Annotated in this window: 17 protein-coding genes; 8 read left to right on the top strand and 9 right to left on the bottom strand. The window is 68.8% G+C overall.

The features are described 5' to 3' along the window. Nucleotides 1-146: 146 nt before the first annotated feature. From J2Y70_RS05820 to gmk, 8 genes are all read right to left on the bottom strand, one after another. The gene (locus tag J2Y70_RS05820; protein WP_185815393.1) at nucleotides 147-1,436 is read right to left on the bottom strand and encodes a citrate synthase; all 1,290 of its coding nucleotides are present in this window, start codon (nucleotides 1,434-1,436) and stop codon (nucleotides 147-149) included. 286 nt (nucleotides 1,437-1,722) lie between these two features. Then, nucleotides 1,723-1,965 carry a type B 50S ribosomal protein L31 gene (locus J2Y70_RS05815; RefSeq protein WP_263395572.1) on the bottom strand — a complete coding sequence of 81 codons (243 nt, stop codon included), beginning with the start codon at nucleotides 1,963-1,965 and terminating at the stop codon, nucleotides 1,723-1,725. Nucleotides 1,966-2,283: 318 nt separating this feature from the next. After that, complete coding sequence (locus J2Y70_RS05810; protein ID WP_309914466.1) at nucleotides 2,284-3,222, bottom strand: nucleoside hydrolase; 939 nt, start codon at nucleotides 3,220-3,222, stop codon at nucleotides 2,284-2,286. Between the two features lie 246 nt (nucleotides 3,223-3,468). Continuing rightward, complete coding sequence (gene recG, locus J2Y70_RS05805) at nucleotides 3,469-5,625, bottom strand: ATP-dependent DNA helicase RecG (RefSeq protein WP_309914464.1); 2,157 nt, start codon at nucleotides 5,623-5,625, stop codon at nucleotides 3,469-3,471. Nucleotides 5,626-5,634: 9 nt separating this feature from the next. Continuing rightward, entirely contained in the window at nucleotides 5,635-6,018 is a 384-nt protein-coding gene (locus J2Y70_RS05800; RefSeq protein WP_263395575.1) for a RidA family protein, read from the bottom strand. Nucleotides 6,019-6,397: 379 nt separating this feature from the next. After that, nucleotides 6,398-8,569, bottom strand: a complete 2,172-nt coding sequence (locus J2Y70_RS05795; protein WP_263395576.1) for a bifunctional (p)ppGpp synthetase/guanosine-3',5'-bis(diphosphate) 3'-pyrophosphohydrolase — start codon at nucleotides 8,567-8,569, stop codon at nucleotides 6,398-6,400. Between the two features lie 102 nt (nucleotides 8,570-8,671). Next, on the bottom strand, nucleotides 8,672-8,971 hold the full coding sequence (gene rpoZ, locus J2Y70_RS05790; RefSeq protein WP_010343101.1) for a DNA-directed RNA polymerase subunit omega: 300 nt from the start codon (nucleotides 8,969-8,971) through the stop codon (nucleotides 8,672-8,674). Between the two features lie 112 nt (nucleotides 8,972-9,083). After that, a complete protein-coding gene (gene gmk, locus J2Y70_RS05785) occupies nucleotides 9,084-9,710 on the bottom strand; it encodes a guanylate kinase (RefSeq protein WP_263395577.1) in 627 nt (208 codons plus the stop codon). A gap of 238 nt (nucleotides 9,711-9,948) precedes the next feature. On the opposite strand from gmk, the gene J2Y70_RS05780 reads away from it, so the two are divergent. From J2Y70_RS05780 to J2Y70_RS05765, 4 genes are all read left to right on the top strand, one after another. After that, nucleotides 9,949-10,521 (top strand): sigma-70 family RNA polymerase sigma factor, encoded by a 573-nt coding sequence (locus J2Y70_RS05780; protein WP_309914457.1) that lies wholly within the window; start codon nucleotides 9,949-9,951, stop codon nucleotides 10,519-10,521. 116 nt (nucleotides 10,522-10,637) lie between these two features. Further along, on the top strand, nucleotides 10,638-11,711 hold the full coding sequence (locus tag J2Y70_RS05775; RefSeq protein WP_309914454.1) for a FecR domain-containing protein: 1,074 nt from the start codon (nucleotides 10,638-10,640) through the stop codon (nucleotides 11,709-11,711). Between the two features lie 143 nt (nucleotides 11,712-11,854). Next, on the top strand, nucleotides 11,855-14,995 hold the full coding sequence (locus J2Y70_RS05770) for a TonB-dependent receptor (protein WP_309914451.1): 3,141 nt from the start codon (nucleotides 11,855-11,857) through the stop codon (nucleotides 14,993-14,995). Nucleotides 14,996-15,078: 83 nt separating this feature from the next. Next, nucleotides 15,079-15,843 (top strand): Slam-dependent surface lipoprotein, encoded by a 765-nt coding sequence (locus J2Y70_RS05765; RefSeq protein ID WP_263395581.1) that lies wholly within the window; start codon nucleotides 15,079-15,081, stop codon nucleotides 15,841-15,843. Between the two features lie 22 nt (nucleotides 15,844-15,865). On the opposite strand, the gene J2Y70_RS05760 is transcribed toward J2Y70_RS05765, so the two are convergent. Continuing rightward, on the bottom strand, nucleotides 15,866-16,003 hold the full coding sequence (locus J2Y70_RS05760; protein ID WP_309914447.1) for a hypothetical protein: 138 nt from the start codon (nucleotides 16,001-16,003) through the stop codon (nucleotides 15,866-15,868). Here J2Y70_RS05760 and J2Y70_RS05755 point away from each other — a divergent pair. From J2Y70_RS05755 to exbB, 4 genes are all read left to right on the top strand, one after another. After that, entirely contained in the window at nucleotides 16,002-17,435 is a 1,434-nt protein-coding gene (locus tag J2Y70_RS05755; RefSeq protein ID WP_309914445.1) for a surface lipoprotein assembly modifier, read from the top strand. The two genes, J2Y70_RS05760 and J2Y70_RS05755, sit on opposite strands and share 2 nt — an antisense overlap. A gap of 73 nt (nucleotides 17,436-17,508) precedes the next feature. After that, nucleotides 17,509-18,114, top strand: a complete 606-nt coding sequence (locus tag J2Y70_RS05750; RefSeq protein WP_309914442.1) for a biliverdin-producing heme oxygenase — start codon at nucleotides 17,509-17,511, stop codon at nucleotides 18,112-18,114. Between the two features lie 7 nt (nucleotides 18,115-18,121). Continuing rightward, on the top strand, nucleotides 18,122-18,544 hold the full coding sequence (locus J2Y70_RS05745; protein WP_309914440.1) for a YbaN family protein: 423 nt from the start codon (nucleotides 18,122-18,124) through the stop codon (nucleotides 18,542-18,544). Nucleotides 18,545-18,835: 291 nt separating this feature from the next. After that, nucleotides 18,836-19,564, top strand: a complete 729-nt coding sequence (exbB, locus tag J2Y70_RS05740) for a tonB-system energizer ExbB (protein WP_309914437.1) — start codon at nucleotides 18,836-18,838, stop codon at nucleotides 19,562-19,564. The last annotated feature ends 10 nt before the right edge of the window (nucleotides 19,565-19,574 follow it).

The raw sequence follows: 19,574 nt of genomic DNA, 5'->3' as shown, positions 1-19,574 counted from the left end.
CTTCGGCGCGGCGCCTGCACGCAAGGCCGCGGGAGCGCCTCCAGTCGCGACGAGAGGCGCCCCGGAAAAGCCGTCGCACACAGTCCGCCCCATAAAAAACGCCCCGCAAAGCGGGGCGTTCTTGCGACGGATCAACGGCAGCGCGATCAGCGCTGGCCGTCGGCCTTGTAGTCGCGCTTGTCGTAGCCGGTGTAGATCTGGCGCGGACGGCCGATCTTCATTTCCGGGTCGACCTGCTGCTCCAGCCAATGCGACACCCAGCCGGCGGTGCGCGCGATGGCGAACATCACGGTGAACATCTCCACCGGAATGTTCAGCGCCTTGTAGATGATGCCCGAGTAGAAGTCGACGTTCGGGTACAGCTTGCGCTGCACGAAGTAGTCGTCCTTCAGCGCGGCCTCTTCCAGCTTCAGCGCCACTTCCAGCAACGGATCGTTGACGCCCAGTTCGCCCAGCACCTTGTGGGTCATCTCGCGGATGATCTTGGCGCGCGGATCGAAGTTCTTGTAGACGCGGTGGCCGAAGCCCATCAGGCGGAAGCTCGAGTTCTTGTCCTTGGCCTTGGCCACGGCGCTCTCGACGTTGTCGGCGGTACCGATCTCTTCCAGCATCTTCAGCACGGCTTCGTTGGCGCCGCCATGCGCCGGGCCCCACAGCGCGGTGATGCCGGCGGCGACCGAGGCGTACGGGTTGGCGCCGGTGGAGCCGACCAGGCGCACGGTCGAGGTCGAGGCGTTCTGCTCGTGGTCGGCGTGCAGGATGAACAGCAGGTCCAGCGCCTTGGCCACGACCGGATTCATCTCCAGCTGCTCGCTCGGCACTTCGAACATCATGTGCAGGAAACGGTCGACGTAGCCGAGATTGTTGCGCGGGTAGCGGATCGGCCAGCCGATCGAATAGCGGTGCGCCGCGGCGGCGATCGTCGGCACCTTGGCGATCAGGCGGATCGCGGCCAGGCGCCGCTGCTCCGGATCGTTGAGGTCCAGCGTGTCGTGGTAGAACGCCGACAGCGAGGCCACCGTGCCGGCCATCATCGCCATCGGGTGCGCGTCGTGGCGGAAGCCGCCGAGGAAGTTCTTCAGCGACTCGTGCATCATCGTGTGATGCGTCACTTCGTGGTCGAAGGTCTTGAATTCGTCGGCGGTGGGCAGTTCGCCGTTCATCAGCAGGTAGGCCACTTCGAGGAAGTTGGACTTCTCGGCCAGCTGCTCGATCGGGTAGCCGCGGTACAGCAGCACGCCGTTGTCGCCATCGATGTAGGTGATCGCCGACTTGCAGCTGGCGGTCGCGGTGAAGCCCGAGTCGTAGGTGAACAGACCGGTTTCTTTGGTCAACTTGGAAATGTCGACGCAATCGTTGCCCAAGGTGGGTTTGAGTACCGGCAGAACGACCGACTTGTCGCCGGCATTCAGCGTGACCTGATCAAGATCGGACACAGTGTGCGCTCCTCAGTGGAAGGCGCCTGCCCGTACTTTGCGAACAGACGCGTGAAGGAAGTCCACGGCAATTACCACGGATCGCGCCATTATCGCACAGCAACATTTGAGTCGTTGCTCGTCACGCCGCAAAGCGCAGGCCCGCGGCGACACAGCGTTGCATCCTCGCCGCCATCGGACGGGAAGATCTACGCAGGCCGCGACGGACCGGGAATCGACGGATCGGGAACGCCAAAAAAGACGGCCGCGCAGGGCGCGGCCGTCTTCTACCACTTCGACCGCTCGATCAGCGCGCGTAGCGCTTCTGGAACTTGTCGATGCGGCCGCTGGTGTCGATGACCTTGTGCTTGCCCGTATAGAACGGATGCGAAGCCGAGGAGATTTCGACCTTGATCAGCGGATACTCTTCGCCGTCCTCCCACTTGACCTTGTCCTTCGAGGACATGGTCGAACGGGTCAGGATCTTGAAATCGGAGGTGACGTCGTGGAACACGACGTTGTGGTACTGGGGATGGAGGTCGGCCTTCATGGGCTCGCACCGTAGGGGCTGCTGGACAAGAGGGAAACTATAGCAACTCCCCGGGCCTGCGCGCAAGAACAACCTGCACCGAATATGCGGTGCCGAGAACGCGAGGCGGGCGCCCGCGCTCAGGGCAAGGCCTGCACCGGCCCCTCCCTGCCTCCCATGCTTCGTACTCTCTGAAAATCCCGAGTCCCGAGTCCCGAGTCCCGAGTCCCGAGTCCCGAGTCCTGAGTCCTGAGTCCTGAGTCCCGCGTCCCGGATCCCGGGACAAGCCTCGCCGGCACCATCGGGGGATCCGCCCCGATAGCGCCGACAGGCCCCGGCTCAGCCGGCGCCCACCGCCGCGCGCGCCAGCGCCTGGAAGCGGGCCTGGTCGTAGCGGATCAGCAGCGCCGTGTTGTCGGCCAGGCCGAGCTGGCGGTTCCAGTCGACCAGGGTGGCGCCGCGGCTGTGGACCCCGGCCAGTTCGACCTGCAGCGGCCGCGACTGCACCTCCAACGCGCCGTCGGGCTGCAGCGCCCAGGCCATCGCCAGCGCATCGGCGGCATACCAGTACTCGCCGCGCGAATCCTCCGACCACAGCCGGGTCTTGCGCGAGATCTCCTCGTAGAAGCGCGCCTTGTCGGCGTCCGCCGCCAGCCACTGTTCGACCTCGCGGTGCGGCAGGCCATGGGCGACGGTGGCCTCCCAGTCGGCGACCTCGATGTGCGGGAACCCGGAAAACACGATGTGCGCCGCTTCCGGATCGAAGGCGATGTTGAACTCGGCGGCCGGGGTGATGTTGCCGTGGCAGGTGATCGCCCCGCCCATCACCACGAAGCGGCGCACCCGCTGCGGCAGGGTCGGATCCAGCTTCAGCGCCAGCGCGACGTTGGTCAGCGGGCCGAGCGCGACCAGCAGCAGCGAACCAGCGTACTGGTGCGACAGGCGCAGGATCGCCAGAGCCGCGTGCTCGCGCTCGGCGGCACGCGCCGACGGCGCCAGGCCGACATCGCCGAACCCATCCACGCCGTGCACGTGAGCGGCGTCGACCGCCGGATGCAGCAACGGATCGGCGCAGCCGGCGTACACCGGCACATCCTCGCGCCCGGCCACTTCGCACAGCTTCAGCGCATTGCGCACGGTGTGCTGCAGACCGACGTTGCCGGCGGCGATGGTCAGGCCGACCACCTCGTGGCGCTCATCGGCGAAGGCCATCAACAGGGCCAGGGCGTCGTCCACGCCGGGATCGGTGTCGATCAACAGGGGAATCTTGTCGCTCATGCGCGATTCTTCATCAGTCCATTCGGCCGCCGAGTCTGGCATTGCGGCGAGGGAGTGGGAAGCGGGACCGGGGACCGGGGACCGGGGACCGGGGACCGGGGACCGGGCAAGGATCTTTGGCCGCGATCGCCTGTCAAGCGCGGTATGAATCCCCGCGCATGGAATCGCCCGTGAAAGTGCAAACCCCCTACGCACCGACACCGCTGCCTTTCCGGGTCCCCGGTCCCCGGTCCCTGGTCCCGCCAACTAAGCCCCCGCAAACCGCGCCGCCCCACCCACCCAGCGCGCGACGATGCGATCGGCCAGGGCCGGCGACTCGGTCAGCAGCCGCTCGGCCAGCGCGTGCACGCGCGGCAGCAGGCCGGCGTCGCGCGCCAGGTCGGCGACGCGGAAGGCAGCCAGGCCGGTCTGGCGGGTGCCGAGCAGTTCGCCGGGGCCGCGCAGCTCCAGGTCCTTCTCGGCGATGACGAAGCCGTCGTTGGTCTGGCGCATGGTCTGCAGGCGCTGCCGCGCCATCGCCGACAACGGCGCTTGATACATCAGCACGCAACTCGATGCGGCCGCGCCACGCCCGACCCTGCCGCGCAGCTGGTGCAGTTGCGCCAGGCCCAGGCGCTCGGCGTTCTCGATGATCATCAGCGACGCGTTGGGCACGTCGACGCCGACCTCGATGACCGTGGTGGCGACCAGCAGGTCGATCTCGCCCTGTTTGAACGCGCGCATCGCCGCCTGCTTCTCGGCGCCCTTCATGCGGCCGTGCACCAGCCCCACCTTCAGCTCCGGCAGCTGCGCCGACAACGCCTCGAAGGTGGCCTGCGCGGCCGTGGCGTCGATGCGGTTGCCGGCGCCGCCGCCCTGCCCCTGCGCCGGCTTGTCGCTGTCCTCGGTTTCGTCGATCAGGGTGCACACCCAGTACGCCTGGCGGCCTTCGGCGCAGGCCACGCGGATGCGCTGCACCAGCTCCGGGCGGCGCTCGGCACTGAGCACGATGGTCTGCACCGGCGTGCGCCCGGGCGGCAGCTCGTCGATCGCCGACACGTCCAGGTCGGCATACGCGGCCATCGCCAGCGTGCGCGGGATCGGAGTGGCGGTCATCACCAGTTGGTGCGGCACGCCGGCGCCGGTGGCGCCCTTGTCGCGCAAGGCCAGGCGCTGGTGCACGCCGAAGCGGTGCTGCTCGTCGACGATGGCCAGGGCCAGATCGTGGAAGGCCACCGCGGCCTGCATCAGCGCGTGGGTGCCAACCACCACCTGCGCCTCGCCCGAAGCGATCTGCGCCAGCACCGCGGCGCGCGCCTTGCCGGTGACCTTGCCGGCCAGCCAGGCGACGCGGATGCCGAGCGGTTCCAGCCAGGCGCGCAGGTTGGCCAGGTGCTGCTCGGCGAGCAGTTCGGTCGGCGCCGCCAGCGCCGCCTGCTTGCCCTTGTCCACCGCGAGCATCGCCGCCAGCGCCGCGACCACGGTCTTGCCGCTGCCGACGTCGCCCTGCACCAGGCGCAGCATCGGCGAGGGCTTTTCCAGATCGGCGCGGATCTGCGCGTACACCCGCTGCTGCGCGCCGGTGAGCTGGAACGGCAGCGACTGCTGCAGGCGCTTGGCCAGCAGGCCGCGGCCGCGCAGCGACGGCGAACGCTGGCGCTGCAGCGCGATGCGCTGCCGGCGCAGGCTCAGGTGGTGGGCCAGCAGTTCTTCCAGCGCCAGCCGCTGCTGCGCCGGATGCAGGCCGGCGGCGAGCGCGCCCAGGTCGGCCTGCGGTGGCGGCCGGTGCGCGATCAGCAGCGCGCTGCGCAGCGAGGGCAGGCCCAGTTCGACCAGCATCGCCGCCGGCAACAGCTCCAGCGACGCTTCGGCGGGCAGCCGGTCCAGCGCCTGGCCGATCAGCTTGCGCAGCGTCGCCGGGCCGATGCCCTCGACCGCCGGGTAGACCGGGTCCAGGCTGTCGTCCAGCCCCACGGTGTCGTCGCCGCCGAGGATCTGGTAGCTCGGATGCACCATCTCCAGGCCGTGCTGGCCCGGCTTGGGTGTGCCGAACGCGCGCAGCCGCGCGCCCACCGCGAATTGCGCCACCTGCGCGGCGCGGAACTGGAAGAAGCGCAGCACCAGCGTGCCGCGCGAATCGTCGGCCACCGCCACGCGCAGCATCGGCCGGTAGCGGAACCCGCGATCCACCGCCTCCACCCGCACCTCGACCTGCGCCGGGATGCCCGGCTGCAGCGCCGCCACCGGGGTCAGCCGGGTTCGGTCCTCATAGCGCAGCGGCAGGTGCAGCCACAGGTCCTGCAGCGTCAGCAGGCCGCGCGCGGCGAACTTCTCGGCGACCTTCGGGCCGACGCCCGGCAGCGCCGACAACGGCGCCTCGCCTGCCGCCGACAGCGCCGGCGCCGGAACCTGCACGCGCGGCACGGGCGAGGGTCAGTCGAGCACCATCACCGCATCGACCTCGAAACCGACGCCCTTCGGCAGGCCGGACACTTCGACGGTGGAACGCGCGGGGAACGGCGCCTGGAAATACTCCTGCATCACCGCATTGACCTGGGCGAACTGCGACAGGTCGGTCAGGTACAGGCCCAGCCGCACGATCCGGTCCAACGAACCGCCCGCCGCCTCGGCCACCGCCTTGAGGTTGTCGAAGGCGCGGCGCGCCTGCACGCCGATATCGCCGGGCACGACCTCACCGGTCGCCGGATCCAGCGGGATCTGCCCGGAGAAGTACACCGTGTTGCCGGCGCGCACGGCCTGCGAATACGGCCCGATCGCGGCCGGCGCCTGCTCGGTGTGGATGATCTGGCGGGACATGGCGGCTCCAACGGAAGAATGGGTAGGTATTTTACTCGGGACTCGGGACTCGGGACTCGGGACTCGGGACTCGGGACTCGGGACTCGGGACTCGGGACTCGGGACTCGGGACTCGGGACTCGGGACTCGGGACGGCAGGATGATGTCCCGGGGGAAATCGCTGTCAAGCGATTTGATGCAAGAAGGCCGCTTTTTTTTGCAGAAAAAGCGGCCTTTTTTGCGGCTACCGCACAACCGCTTTTCTGTAGGAGGGGCTTTAGCCCCGACGCGTTATCGGTAAGGCGTCGGGGCTAAAGCCCCTCCTACAGAAAAGCAAAAATGCAGCGCTCTTGCGACCATCCCCCGAGTCCCCGGTCCCGAGCCCCGAGTCCCGGCCCCACTACTGCCTGCGCACACTCTGCACTGCCGTCAGCCGCCGCAGCCGGCGCATCACTTCGGCCAGGTGGTTGCGATCGCGGACCTGGATGTTGAAGCGCAGTACCGCGGCGTTGAAGTCACGGTCCAGGTAGTCCACGCGCTCGATGTTGGACTGGCTCTGCGCGATCGCCGCGGCCAGTTGCGCCAGCACGCCGGTGCGGTTCTCCACGTCCACCACCAATGCGGTGTCGTAGTCGCCGATGACGCTGGTGTCCCAGCCGATCGGCACCCAGCGCTCGGGCGACTTGCGCAGTTCGGCCAGGTTCGGGCAGTCCAGCCGGTGCACCACGATGCCCTTGCCGGCGGTGTGGTAGCCCATGATCTCGTCGCCGGGAATCGGCTGGCAGCAGTTGGCGAAGCTGACCACGCCGCGCTCGGTGCCGTTGATCAGGATCTTTTCCTGCGAATGCTTGGACAGGCCGCCACCGCGCAGTTCCGCATAGGCCATCAGCGCCTGCGCGGCCTGGTTCGGCATCCAGTTGCCCAGCGCGATGTCGGCCAGCAGCGCCTCCAGGCGCGGATAGCGGTGCTCGCTGAGGAACGAATCCAGCCGCCCCTTGGGCAGGCGCTCCAGCGAACTGTCCATCGCCTCCAGCGCGCGGTCGAGCATGCGGTGGCCGAGCTGCACCGCGTCCTCGTGCTCGAGCTGCTTGAGCTGGTGGCGGATCGCGGTGCGCGCCTTGCTGCTGACCACGAACTCCAGCCACTGCGGCTTGGGCGTGGCCGAACGCGCGGTGATCACTTCCACGGTCTGCCCGCTGACCAGCTTGGTGCGCAGCGGCACCAGCTTCTTGTCCACCCGCGAGGCCACCGCGCGGTTGCCGACGTCGGTATGCACGGCGTAGGCGAAATCCAGCGCGGTGGAATTGCGCGGCAGCGCGAGGATCTTGCCCTTCGGCGTGAACAGGTAGACCTCGTCCGGGAACAGGTCGACCTTGACGTTGTCGAGGAACTCCAGCGACGAACCGGCGGCGCGCTGCGATTCGATCAGCTCCACGATCCACGCGTGCGCGCGGCTCTGCGCGCTGTTCGGCGATTCGCCGCCGAACTTGTAGGTCCAGTGCGCGGCCACGCCGCGCTCGGCGATCAGGTCCATTTCCTCGGTGCGGATCTGCACTTCGATCGGCGAGCCGTAGGGACCGAACAGCACCGTGTGCAGCGACTGGTAGCCGTTGGCCTTGGGAATGGCGATGAAGTCGCGGAAGCGCGCGTCCAGCGGCTTGAACGTGGCGTGCACCGCGCCCAACGCGTGGTAGCAATCGGGCACCCCGCGCACCACCAGGCGGAAGCCGAACACGTCCATCACCTGGTCAAAAGATTTGTTCTCGTCGCGCATCTTGTTGTAGATGCTCCACGGGGTCTTGATCCGACTGACCAGGCGGTGCTCCAGCCCGTCCTTGGCCAGCCGCTGCGACAGCTGCACCTCCACCTGCGCCATCGACTCGCGGCGCACCACCGGCTGGCTGCGGATGTGCTTTTCGATGATCGCATGGCGCCACGGATGCAGCGCGCGGAAGCCGAGGTTCTGCAGCTCGGACTTCATCAGGCTCATGCCCAGGCGCTGGGCGATCGGCGCGTAGATCTCCAGCGTCTCGCGGGCGATGCGGCTGCGCGCCTCGGCGCTCTGCGCGCCAAGCGTGCGCATGTTGTGCAGGCGGTCGGCGAGCTTGATCATGATCACGCGCAGGTCGCGCGACATCGCCAGCAGCATCTTGCGGAAGCTTTCGGCCGCCGCTTCCTGGCGGTCGCGGAACTTCAGCTTGTCCAGCTTGGTGACGCCGTCGACCAGTTCGGCGACCGCCTCGCCGAACTCGGCCGCCAGTTCGGCGCGGGTCAGCGGCGTGTCTTCGATGGTGTCGTGCAGGATCGCGGCGATCAGCGCTTCCACGTCCAGGCCGAGTTCGGCCAGCACGCCGGCAACCGCCACCGGATGGGTGATGTACGGCTCGCCCGACTTGCGGGTCTGCCCGGCGTGCGCGGCCGCGCCCACTTCCCACGCGCGCCGCAGCAGCGGGATCTGCTCGGCCGGCAGATAGCTGGCGCTGCGCTCGAGTTGCAGGACGTAGTCGGGGATCGCCTCGCTGGCCGACGACAGCGCGGCAGTGGCGACCTGGGCAGAAGGGCCTGGGTTCATGCGCGAAGACTATGCCAGCGGCGCGAGGACGGCAAACCCGCAAAACGGAACAGCCCGCGGATGCGGGCTGTTTCGGCGGCGATCGGAACGCGACGTGCGCGATCAGTCGTCGTTCTTGGACATGTCCTCGTCGGCGACGACTTCGGCCGCGGCCCACTCCAGTGCTTCGCGCTCGGCGCGCTCGCGCTCGGCCTTCTCGACTTCGTCGATCAGCGCGTTGTCGATCTTGCGCGCGGCGATCTCGCGCAGCGCCAGCACGGTCGGCTTGTCGGCCGATTCGGTGTTGTCGAGCGTGGCCTGCACGCCGTTGGCCAGCTGGCGGGCGCGCTTGGACGCCATCATGACCAGCTCGAAACGGTTGTTAACGACTTCCAGGCAATCTTCTACGGTGATGCGGGCCATGCGGGCTCCCGGCGGGCCGGCGACGGCCGCGCGCTCGAATGAGGGAAAGGGCGGCGATTGTAGGCCGCGCACCGGCCGAAATCAACCGGCCGTTATTCAGTTTCCTTTGGAATCAGCCAGTTGGCTGATCCTGCAGCAGCGCCGCGATCAGGTCGGCGTGGCGCTGCTGCTGCGGCAGCCGGCGCAGGCGGCTGGCGACGAAGATCGCGCACATCTCGTCCACCGCGGTGTCGAAATCCTCGTTGACGATCACGTAATCGAAGTCGGCGTAGTGCGACATCTCCTCGCGCGCCGCGGCCAGCCGCTGCGCGATCACCGCCTCGCTGTCCTGGCCGCGCTTGCGCATACGCTGCTCCAGCGCCGCCCGCGACGGCGGCAGGATGAACACGCTGACCGCGTCGGGCACCTTGGCCCGCACCTGGCGCGCGCCCTGCCAGTCGATCTCCAGCAGCACGTCGTGGCCGGCGGCCAATTGCGGCTCCACCGATTGCCGCGCCGTGCCCTTCCAGTCGCCGTGGACGCGGGCGTACTCGAAGAAGTCGCCGGCATCGATCATGCCCTGGAACGCGTCGGCGGACACGAAGTGGTAGTGCTCGGCGTGGCGCTCGCCCGGCCGCGGCGCGCGCGAGGTGAACGAGATCGACAGCGCGATCTGCGGATCGCGCGCCAACGTGGCGTTGACGATGCTGCTCTTGCCGGCGCCGGAAGGCGCCGCAACGATGTAGAGAGTGCCACGCATCGCTCAGGTCTCGGTCGATGGAGTCGGGCGGCGCACGATACCAGCCCCAGCCGCCACCGCAAGCGACACGGCGCGGCCGGCGCAGTGCCTGCCGTCGTCGCCGAACCGAAGCGACTGATCCCTATCGCTATTCGCCAACGAACGCGTGCGCTGCCTCCTCCAGGCCGCGACGGACACGGGCGCTGCATGCGCTTGCACGATGACGCCGCAATTGAGAATAACTCTCATCTGAACCACAATGGCGCTCTTACCGCAGGTCTGGACGCACGCCATGTCGGTTCCGTCGCCTCCGGCCGACGCCGCCCCGCTGGCGGCCGAGCTGGAAAACAGCTACGAGGAGCTGCGCCGATACGCCTCGCGCAAGTACGCCGCTGCCGCAGACGACCTGCTGCACGATGCGTGGCTCCGCCTGGCCTCGCGCGCCGACTCCGGCGCCGGGACCGCCGCGGTGCGCGACCCGGTCACCTACCTGCGCCGGATCGTCGACAACCTCGCGATCGACCGGCACCGGCTGGCGGCGTCCCGCAACCGCTTCCTCTCTTCTGCGGAAAAACACGAGGACATTGCCAGCCCGGCGCCGTCGCCCTACCAGGTGGCGCTGAGCGAGCAGGAGTACGCGGTCCTGCAACAGGCGGTACGCGACCTGCCGGCGCAGGCGCGGCGGGTGTTCATCCTGTTCCGCGGCCGCGGCCTGAGCATGGCGCAGATCGCCGAGCAATTAAGCATCTCGCCGCGCACCGTGGAAAAGCACATCGCCGTCGCCGTCGCCCATTGCCGGCGGCGGCTGCGCGACGCGGGCCGGGACGTGTGAGCGCGGGCGACTAAGGGATCGATCGCGCTGGACCCGTCAGCATTTCTATAGCCCGTTCCATAGCCCCGTTCCGCTCGCCGCTGGCGGCCACCCATTCCTTAACGGATAGGCAGACGATGCCCGCCACACCTCCCGTCGACGACGACCTGTTCGACCAGGCGATCCATTGGGTCCTGCACCTGGACGAAGCGCCGGAGGACCCGGACCTAGTGCGCCGCCACCTGGCCTGGCTCGCCGCCGCCCCCGCTGCCCGTGCCGCGGCGATGGCGTCGGCACGCGCGTTCCTGGGCCTGTTGGAACAACCCGTCACCGACCTCGCCGACCAGCTGGACGCGGAGGCGCCGCGCGCCGCGGGGGCTCCGGCTCCGGCTGCGACGCTGTCGGCACCGGCGCCGCGGGTGCCGCCCGCACCCGCTGCAGTGGTGCGCGGCCGACGCAGGCGCCGGCTGCTGCACGCCGCCGTGGCCAGCCTGGCCCTGGCGATCGCCGCGGGCGGCTGGCTGGGCGGCGGCGGCCTGGACCGCCTGCGCAGCGACGCCTACACCCAGGTCGGCGCGATGCGGCGGCTGCAGCTGGAGGACGGCAGCGTCGTCACCCTCAATACCGACAGCGCCATCGCCGTGCACATGCGCAAGGACCTGCGCACGGTCAGGCTGCTGCGCGGCGAAGCCTTCTTCCAGGTCGCGCGCGACATGCACCGTCCTTTCGTGGTGGACAGCGCCGGCGGCAGCGCGCGCGTGCTGGGGACCGCCTTCAACGTCCGTCTCGACGACGCCAGCGCCCGGGTCAGCGTGGTCGAAGGCCGCGTCGCCGTCAGCCCGCCTGCCGGGGGAACCGGCGCGGTGCTCGCCGCCGGGCAAAGCGCATGGCTGGCGGGCGCCGCCGTGCAGCGCGAGGCCGTGCACGATCCGCGCGCGGCGATCGCCTGGCGGCGGCGGCAATTGGTCTTCTACAACACGCCGCTGTCGCAGGTCGTCGACGAACTCGCGCGCTACCGCAACGGTATCGTGCAGGTGCATGGCGACGACGTGCGCGCACTCCCGGTCTCCGGCTCGTTCAGCATCGCCGATCCGGACGCCAGCCTGCAGCTGCTGCTGGACAGTTTGCAGCTCGACGCGGTGCGCCTGGGATGGGTGACCGTCGTGTACCGGCCAGCGCCGGCGCAGGCAGTGCCTGGCCGCATTCAATGAACAAAAGATAAACAAAACCGCTGATGCCGCACACAGACGGCAAACGGACTGGGTAGTGGGACCCGGCTGGACCCGTGTTACCAGGAAGAACGGAATGATTTTCGTTCGCATCACACAACCTCTTCTTCCCGATACCCGATTCCATGTCCCTCCACACCACCGCCGTCCGCAGGCGCCGCCTCCCTGCCTGCCGCACCCTGCTCTCCAGCACCATCGCGCTGGCGCTGCTCCCCCTGGCCACGTCGACCTACGCGCAGTCGCCGGCCGCCGCGACCGGCACGCAACCGGCGCGCTACGCCATCGATCTGGAGGCGCAGCCGCTGCCCGATGCGCTGGTGAAGCTGTCCGCGCAAACCGGATTGCAGGTGCTGTACAGCCGGCAGGAGCCCTACCGCCTGGTCGCTCCCGCGGTGAAGGGCGACTACAGCGCCGAGCAGGCCCTGCAGCGTCTGCTGCAGGGCAGCGGCCTGGTGCCGCGGCGGACCGGCGCCAATGCGGTCACGCTGGACGTCCTTGCCAATCCTCCCGCGCCGGGCGGACACGACGCGGCGATCGTCACCGACACCTTGAACGTGGCCGGCGCCGCGCGCGGCGATGCCACCGGCAGCGCACGCGACGTCCAGGGCTACGACGACATCTACGACCTGGACCTGTCGACTTCGTACATCGGCCGCACCGAGGTCGAACGCTACAAGGGCGCCACCCCGTCGGACCTGCTCAACGGCGTCGCCGGCGTGTTCAGCGGCGACGCCCGCAACAGCGGCGCGCTGGACCTCAACATCCGCGGCATCCAGGGTCCCGGCCGCGTGCCGGTGACCATCGACGGCACCGAGCAGGCCTTGACGGTCTGGCGCGGCTACAACGGCGCCAGCAACCGCAACTACATCGACCCGTTCCTGATCGGCGGCATCCGGATCCTCAAGGGCCCCTCGCTGACCCGCAACGTCGCCACCGGCATCGGCGGCGCGATGGTCGTCGATACCCTGGACGTGGACGACGTCGTCGAGCAAGGCCAGCGCTTCGGCGGCGAATTCAAGCTCGAGGGCAGCAGCAACGCGACCTCGCCGCGGCTGCCGACCCTGCACACCGGGGAGGACTACCGCACGGTCGAGGGCTTCCCGCAGGCCACGCCCAACATCCCCTACACCGATCGCACCCTGCTGGTGACGCCGCGCAGCGGCGGCGGGGGCTACAACGTCCTCGACGGCGACGACTACGCGTACCGGCTCGCGCTGGGCTGGCGGCCCGCCGAGAACCTCGACCTGCTGGCCGCCTATGCCTATCGCGAACGCGGCAACTACTACGCCGGCAAGCGCGGCGCCGGCTACTACAGCAAAGCGACAGGCTCTTCCGCCGACGACTACATCCTGTCGATGGCCAACTACTGGCTGCCCGGCAACGAGGTGACCAACACGTCGAGCCAGATGGAATCCTGGCTGTTCAAGGCCACCTGGCGCCCCAGCGACGAACAGGCGCTGCAGGCGGGCTACCGCGACAGCCTCTCGCACTACGGCGAGGTGATGCCCTCGCGGATCATCGCCTCGCAGGACCGCGCCGCCATCCAGTGGCCGACCAGCCGCGTCGATGCGAAGGCGTGGAACCTGGAATATCAGTGGCAGCCGGCGGACAGCCGCTGGATCGACCTGTACGCCAACCTGTGGCGCACCGAGACGATCAGCGACACCTACACCGCCGGCGGCTTTCCGAACTACGCGCAAGGCGTCGACGCCCCGCTGCTGAAGAACACCGCGCTGGCCAATGCGCGCAACGCGCGCAACGGCATCACCCTGAGCAACAGGATTCGCCTCGCCGATCGCCTCGACCTGACCCTGGGCGGCAACTTCCAGCATGAGACGCTGCGCTCGGACGATGCCTATTTCGGCGTGAGCGATGGCTGGCGCATGTATCCGCGCGCAGGCCGGCGCGAGGAATGGCAGGCCAATTTCAATTTCGAATGGCGGCCGCTCGACTTCCTGACCCTGAGCGCCGGTGCGCGCTACGCCTCGTATTGGGCCTTCGATGACTTCCTGGACGCGCACGCCGGCCAGATCAGGCAGTCCGTGGTCACCGGCTACGAGATCGGCTACCGCACGACCGAGACCTACACGCAGCAGCAGCGCGAGGCGCTGATCGCCGACCAGCTCGCCGGCAACCTGGAACTGCTGGAACTGGAGATCATCACCCAGCAGGAGTACGACGAGATCGCCGCCGCGCTGCTGCAGAACGTCCCCAGCAGCTACGAGGTGCAGCACCGGGTGCCGTGGCAGCCGGACGCCAACGGCGACTACACCAAGGCTGGCAACGCCTGCCTCAATGGGTCGCTGGACGGCCTGGCCGGCACGGCCGGGCAGACCTGCCTCGCCAGCGCCGTGACCCAGACCCTCGACGCCACCGCGCGCAAGCGCAAGGACCATGGCTGGGTGCCGTTCTTCTCGGCCACGGTGAACTTCGGCGACTACAGCCGCGTCTATTTCCGCTACGGCGAAACCCTGCGCTTCCCCAGCATGTTCGAGAGCACGGTGGCGTTCTCCGCTTCGCTCAATCCCTGGGGCGTGCGGCCCGAGCACGCCTACAACTGGGAACTGGCCTACGTCCACGATCTGAGCCCGCTGCTCGGCGCCGACACCACCGCCGACGTCAAGCTGGCCTATTACGTCAACAAGACGCGCGACGTGATCGAACGCGATCCCGGCTTCAAGTTCGACAACATCGAAAAGCAGACCCTCCGCGGCCTCGAGTTCCAGGGCCGCTACGACAACGGACGGCTGTTCACCGACCTGGGCGTCAACTACAGCCTGAAGAACGAGGTCTGCGACGAGACCACCGCGGCGCTGCTGTCCAGCACCAACGGCTACGTCATCGGCAGTGGCCAGATCGTGCCGACCTGCGTCGACTACGGATTCGTCGGCGGCTACCTGCTGACCCAGAGCACGCCGGAGCTGTCGGCGACGTGGTCGCTGGGCGGGCGCCTGCTGCAGCGGCGCCTCGAGCTGGGCAGCCGCGTCACCTACTACAAGCAGTACCGGAATCCGGACCTGGACTGGTTCCGCGAGAACTCGATCCAGAACCAGGACGGGCGGCTGGTCTACACCTTCAACGTGCCCTTCTCCTGGGGCAGGACGGTGCTGCTGGATGCCTACGCCAGCTACAAGCTGCGCGAGAACCTGGACGTGGAGCTGACCGCCACCAACCTCACCGACCGCTACTACGTCGACCCCGCCACGCGCTCGACCGTCGCGGCGCCGGGGCGGACGCTGAAACTCAGTTTGACCGGGAGGTTCTGAACCGCCTGGACGCATCAAGGAGTGTGGCTTGTTCCGGACACGGACGTTCTCATCGTTCCAACCCAACCATAGGGATACATCTCATGAACACGAAAAACACACGCATCGCCGCCGTTGTCGGCCTGGTCATGGCCGGCATGCTGGGCAGCGCGCATGCCGCTCCGTTCGTCGGCAAGTCGAGCAACGAGGCCTACGTGAAGGTCGGCGAATCCACGGTCAACGGCGGGCCGCACCAGGCCGGATTCGCCGGCATCGCGGTGAACTCGACCGGGCTGAACAATCCGGTGGATTTCAAGGGGCTGGCCACCTACGGCGGCGTCGGCTCGGTGAAAGTGCTGAACTTCCCGTACAGCGGCGCGCCGAGCAGCCACGACAGCCTGGGCGTGTTCGCGTTCGCCCAGGTCGGCAGCCAGGACGTGTGGTTCGGCGAGTGGTACTCGCGCAAGGACACCACCGACGGACTGGGCACGCACACCGTATATTTCATCGGCGACAAGCCCGATAGCAGCGTCCCGACCTCGGGCACGGCCAGCTACAGCGTGGTCGGCATCAACAACTACAGCGCCGGCAACCAGCTGACAGGCACCTTCAACGCCAACTTCGGCACCGCGCGGCTGACCGGTTCGATCCAGAACGGCGCCGGCTTCGCGGTCAACATCGGCACGGCCACCATCAACAGCAACGCCAGCGTCTCCGGCAGCAACGCCACGGCGCGGCAGTCGGGCACCCTGGTGGCATCCAACGGCGCGGTCTCCGGCCAGTTCTACGCCAACCAGACCGCTCTGGCCGGCATCGCCGATTTCGCCGGCGTCGCGTACGACACCGCGTTCGGCGGCGCCAAGCAGTAACCGCTTCGCCAGTTCGCAGTTTTCAGAACTGCTTCACGCAGGACAAGCCAAGGCCAAGCCAGTCCTGCTTCCCCCCTTTCCACGGCGCATCGATGCACTTCTTTCTCTCTGCGCGGCGACGTTCGTGCTCCATGGCATTGCTGCTGGGATGCGCAGTCATGGCCGTTTGCTTCCACGTCCCGGCGCAGTCGCAGGACGACACGCGGCGCATGCTGGACCAGCGCACCCAGGGCCAGGCGAGCGAGCGCGAGCGTGCGCTGCTCAAGGACGAACTGGACGCCGAGCGGCCGACCATCAGCGTCGATGGCAAGTCCTACACGGTCGCGCACACCGCCAACGACGTCGGCCGCGCGCTGTATCTGTCGCTGCAGAACCGGCAGTGGCAGGCGGTGCAGCATTTCCTGCAGGAATACCTGACCCTGGCCGATCGCGATCCGCTGCTGGTCCACTACGCGCAGGGCGCGGTGGCCCGCAACGGCGGCCATTACCGCGAGGCCGAACGCGAGTACCGGGCACTGCTGGCGCTGCGGCCGGACTTCCTGCCGGGCCGGCTGGAACTGGCGCGGGTGCTGTTCGAGGACCAGCAGGATCGCGAGGCCGAGCAGGCGTTCGCGGCGATCGAGGCCTCCATCGATGCCGGCGATCCCAAGACCGAGGGCGTGCGCAGCAGCGTCGCCAGTTTCCGCCAGGCGCTGGCCGGGCGCCGCGACTGGAACGGCGCGTTCGCGCTGGGCCCGGCATGGAGCGACAACGTCAACCGCACCTCGGCCAGTTCGGTCTGCCTGCTGCTGATGGACGGACGCTGCTTCTTCAGCCGCAGCACGCCCGAGGCGATCAGTGCCGCCGGCTACGACTACGATGCCAGCGTCGATCGGCGCCTGCCGCTGCGCGGGCACCACGGGCTGTACCTGCGCTCGCTGCTGTTCGGCCAGGGTTATCGCGACAACGGCGCCTACAACGAGCTGACCTCGATCAGCCAGGCCGGCTACAGCTACCGCAGCGGACGGCACACGCTGGCGCTGGCGCCCACGTTCGAGTACTACGCGCTGGGCAACGACGCGCTGTACGGCGCCTGGGGCGCGCACGCGGAGTGGAGCTGGACGCTTTCGCCGCGCGCGCTGCTCAAGCTGGAGGGCGACTGGAAGGACATGCGCTATCGCCGCGGCGACTACGCCGGCAGCTACGACGGTGTAGTCCGCAGCGCATACGCCACGTATTTCCGCAGTCTCGGCACGCGCTGGACCGTCTTCGCCGGTGCCGACCTGACCGACAGCGCCCTCGCGCAGCCAGCCGAGTCCTTCCTGCAAAAGGGCGTCCGCCTGGGCGGTTCGCTGCAATGGCCGGACGGCTTCAGCGGCACGCTGTTCGCGTCCTACCGCCGCCGCGACTACGGCGCCTACAGCGCAGTACTCGGTGCGCGGCGCGACGACGCCGAACAGGGCTACAGCTTTGTCCTGCGCGCGCCGCGCCTGGCCATCGCCGGCTTCGTGCCGCTGCTGACGCTGCGCCGCAGCCATGTCAGCAGCAACGTCGATTGGCTCTACAGCTACGACAGGAACACGGTCAGCCTGAAACTGGAGCGGACGCTGTGACCGGTCTGCCGTTCCGAGCGACGCCCATGCCAGGCGCGCCACCTTTCTTCCCTTTCGCCATCGAGCCTGCGCCATGAACCAGACCCTCCTCGCCGACACCACCCGCAGCCAGCGCCTGAAGGCCGCCACCCATGCGGCGCACGCGCGCCTGGACCAGCGCATCATGGCCGCGCAACCGTTCGCATCGCGCGCGAACTACGCGCGCTTCGTGCAGGCGCAGTACTGCTTCCACTGCGACATGGAGAGCGTGTACCGCAATCCCGTGCTCGCCAGCGTGGTGCCCGAGCTGGCGCAGCGCCGGCGACTGCCGCAGCTGTTGGCCGACCTGGCCGATCTCGGCGCCGCGGTACCCGACGTGCCTGCGTTCGCGGCAGCGGACGGCCGCTACTACGAAAAGCAGGTCAACGCGCTGGGCTGGCTCTACGTGGCCGAAGGTTCCAGCCTGGGCGCGGCGATCCTGGCCAAGCTGGCCGCCAGGCTAGGACTGCACGAGCAGTTCGGCGCGCGCCACCTGGCCGGCCATCCGGACGGGCGAGCGCGGCATTGGCGCCAGTTCACCACCGCGCTCGACAGCGTGCCGCTGCACCCCACGCAGGAACAGGCGGTGGTCGCTGCGGCATGCGCCGCGTTCGATCGCGTGTATGCGCATGTCGATACCCATCTCGCGGCCGGCGCCTGATGTCCTCATGTCGCGAGCGACCCTGGCGATGGCGATGACGCCGAGCCGCGGCGCTTGGCTGTGCCTGGGCCTGCTGATGCTGGCGCTGGGCCTGATCGGCGCGGTGCTGCCGGTGATGCCGACCACGATCTTCCTGATCCTGGCGGCAGGCTGCTTCTCGCGCTGTTCGCCGCGACTGGAGGCGTGGCTGCTGGGGCATCCCCGCTACGGCGCCGCCTTGCGGCTGTGGCGCGAACAGGGCGCGATCACGCGCCGCGGGAAATGTTTCGCTGGCGCCGGCATGGGCGTGGGCTACCTGCTGTTCTGGTGCGGCGCGCATCCGGGCTGGAAACTGGCGCTGGGCGTGGGCCTGTTCTTCGCCGGCAGCGCCGCGTACGTGCTGTCGCGTCCGGCACCGCGCGGCGTTGCGGATGCGCAAGGAGTTCAGTGATGCCAGGGAAGATCGTCATGCGTTGCCGCCAGCGACAAGCGCGCCGCACCAGTCCGGCTGCGGCGCTGCCGGCGTGGCGCCGGGCTGCACCTCACCTGCGCATGCCTGGCGGCGGTGCGGCTGGCGCCAGGCGCGCGCGGCCAGTCGACACCCCGGCCTCCGCATGCCGCCGCGCGCGATGCCGGCTGCGCCATCCCGGCATCGGTCCGCAGCCGAACGCGTTGCAAACGACTGTCGCCGCTGTGGACGCATCCGCCTCCGTTCCTACTTTCGACACGCTGGATGACGACCATGCACGCTGACATCGCCCCCTCCCTGCTGCCGCCCGACCTGGGGCCGTGGCAGATGTTCCTGCACGCCGACCTGGTGGTCCAGGCGGTGATGGTCGGCCTGGCCATCGCCTCGGTCGCCACCTGGACGATCCTGGCGGCCAAGAGCTGGGAGTTGGCGCGGATCGGGCGCACGCTGCGGGCGGCGCATGCGGCGCTGCTGCAATCGCAACATCTGGTCGACGCCGAGGCGAGGCCGCAGTTGGCCGTACATGCGGCGCGCGCGCTGCTGCACGAGGCCCGCGCCGAACTGCGGCAATCCAGCGGCCTGGAGGACAAGCTCGGGATCAAGGAGCGGCTGGCCTCGCGCCTGGAGCGGATCGAACTTGGGTATGCGCGCCAGCTGCGCAAGGGCACCGGTCCGCTCGCCACGATCGGCGCCACCGCGCCGTTCGTCGGCCTGTTCGGCACCGTGTGGGGCATCATGAACAGCTTCGTCGGCATCGCCCGCTCCAACACCACCAACCTGGCGGTGGTCGCGCCGGGCATCGCCGAGGCCTTGCTCGCGACCGCGCTGGGCCTGGTCGCCGCGATTCCGGCGGTGGTGATCTACAACCATTTCGCGCGCACCCTGGGCGGCTTGCGCCAGCAACTGGGCGATCTGTCGGCGGGCGTACAGCAACTGGTCTCGCGCGACCTGGATCGCCAGCAGGCAACCGAGCCCGGCTCGCCCGTGGCCGGCGCGCAGTGAGGCAGCCGGC

It is taken from the genome of Xanthomonas sp. 1678 (assembly GCF_031455575.1).
GTDB lineage: Bacteria > Pseudomonadota > Gammaproteobacteria > Xanthomonadales > Xanthomonadaceae > Xanthomonas_A.
The sequence above is the reverse complement of the archived record's forward strand: the minus strand, read 5'-3'. Positions and strand labels throughout refer to the sequence as shown.

Excerpts from the sequence above, each read along its gene's own strand:
- J2Y70_RS05815 (WP_263395572.1), bottom strand. The coding sequence starts at position 1,965 with ATGAAGGCCGACCTCCATCCCCAGTACCACAACGTCGTGTTCCACGAC.
- J2Y70_RS05750 (WP_309914442.1), top strand. The coding sequence starts at position 17,509 with ATGAACCAGACCCTCCTCGCCGACACCACCCGCAGCCAGCGCCTGAAG.
- J2Y70_RS05775 (WP_309914454.1), top strand. The coding sequence starts at position 10,638 with ATGCCCGCCACACCTCCCGTCGACGACGACCTGTTCGACCAGGCGATC.
- exbB (WP_309914437.1), top strand. The coding sequence starts at position 18,836 with ATGCACGCTGACATCGCCCCCTCCCTGCTGCCGCCCGACCTGGGGCCG.
- J2Y70_RS05755 (WP_309914445.1), top strand. The coding sequence starts at position 16,002 with ATGGCCGTTTGCTTCCACGTCCCGGCGCAGTCGCAGGACGACACGCGG.
- gmk (WP_263395577.1), bottom strand. The coding sequence starts at position 9,710 with ATGCGTGGCACTCTCTACATCGTTGCGGCGCCTTCCGGCGCCGGCAAG.
- J2Y70_RS05810 (WP_309914466.1), bottom strand. The coding sequence starts at position 3,222 with ATGAGCGACAAGATTCCCCTGTTGATCGACACCGATCCCGGCGTGGAC.
- J2Y70_RS05745 (WP_309914440.1), top strand. The coding sequence starts at position 18,122 with ATGTCGCGAGCGACCCTGGCGATGGCGATGACGCCGAGCCGCGGCGCT.
- J2Y70_RS05760 (WP_309914447.1), bottom strand. The coding sequence starts at position 16,003 with ATGACTGCGCATCCCAGCAGCAATGCCATGGAGCACGAACGTCGCCGC.
- J2Y70_RS05770 (WP_309914451.1), top strand. The coding sequence starts at position 11,855 with ATGTCCCTCCACACCACCGCCGTCCGCAGGCGCCGCCTCCCTGCCTGC.
- J2Y70_RS05795 (WP_263395576.1), bottom strand. The coding sequence starts at position 8,569 with ATGAACCCAGGCCCTTCTGCCCAGGTCGCCACTGCCGCGCTGTCGTCG.
- J2Y70_RS05800 (WP_263395575.1), bottom strand. The coding sequence starts at position 6,018 with ATGTCCCGCCAGATCATCCACACCGAGCAGGCGCCGGCCGCGATCGGG.
- rpoZ (WP_010343101.1), bottom strand. The coding sequence starts at position 8,971 with ATGGCCCGCATCACCGTAGAAGATTGCCTGGAAGTCGTTAACAACCGT.
- J2Y70_RS05765 (WP_263395581.1), top strand. The coding sequence starts at position 15,079 with ATGAACACGAAAAACACACGCATCGCCGCCGTTGTCGGCCTGGTCATG.
- J2Y70_RS05780 (WP_309914457.1), top strand. The coding sequence starts at position 9,949 with ATGGCGCTCTTACCGCAGGTCTGGACGCACGCCATGTCGGTTCCGTCG.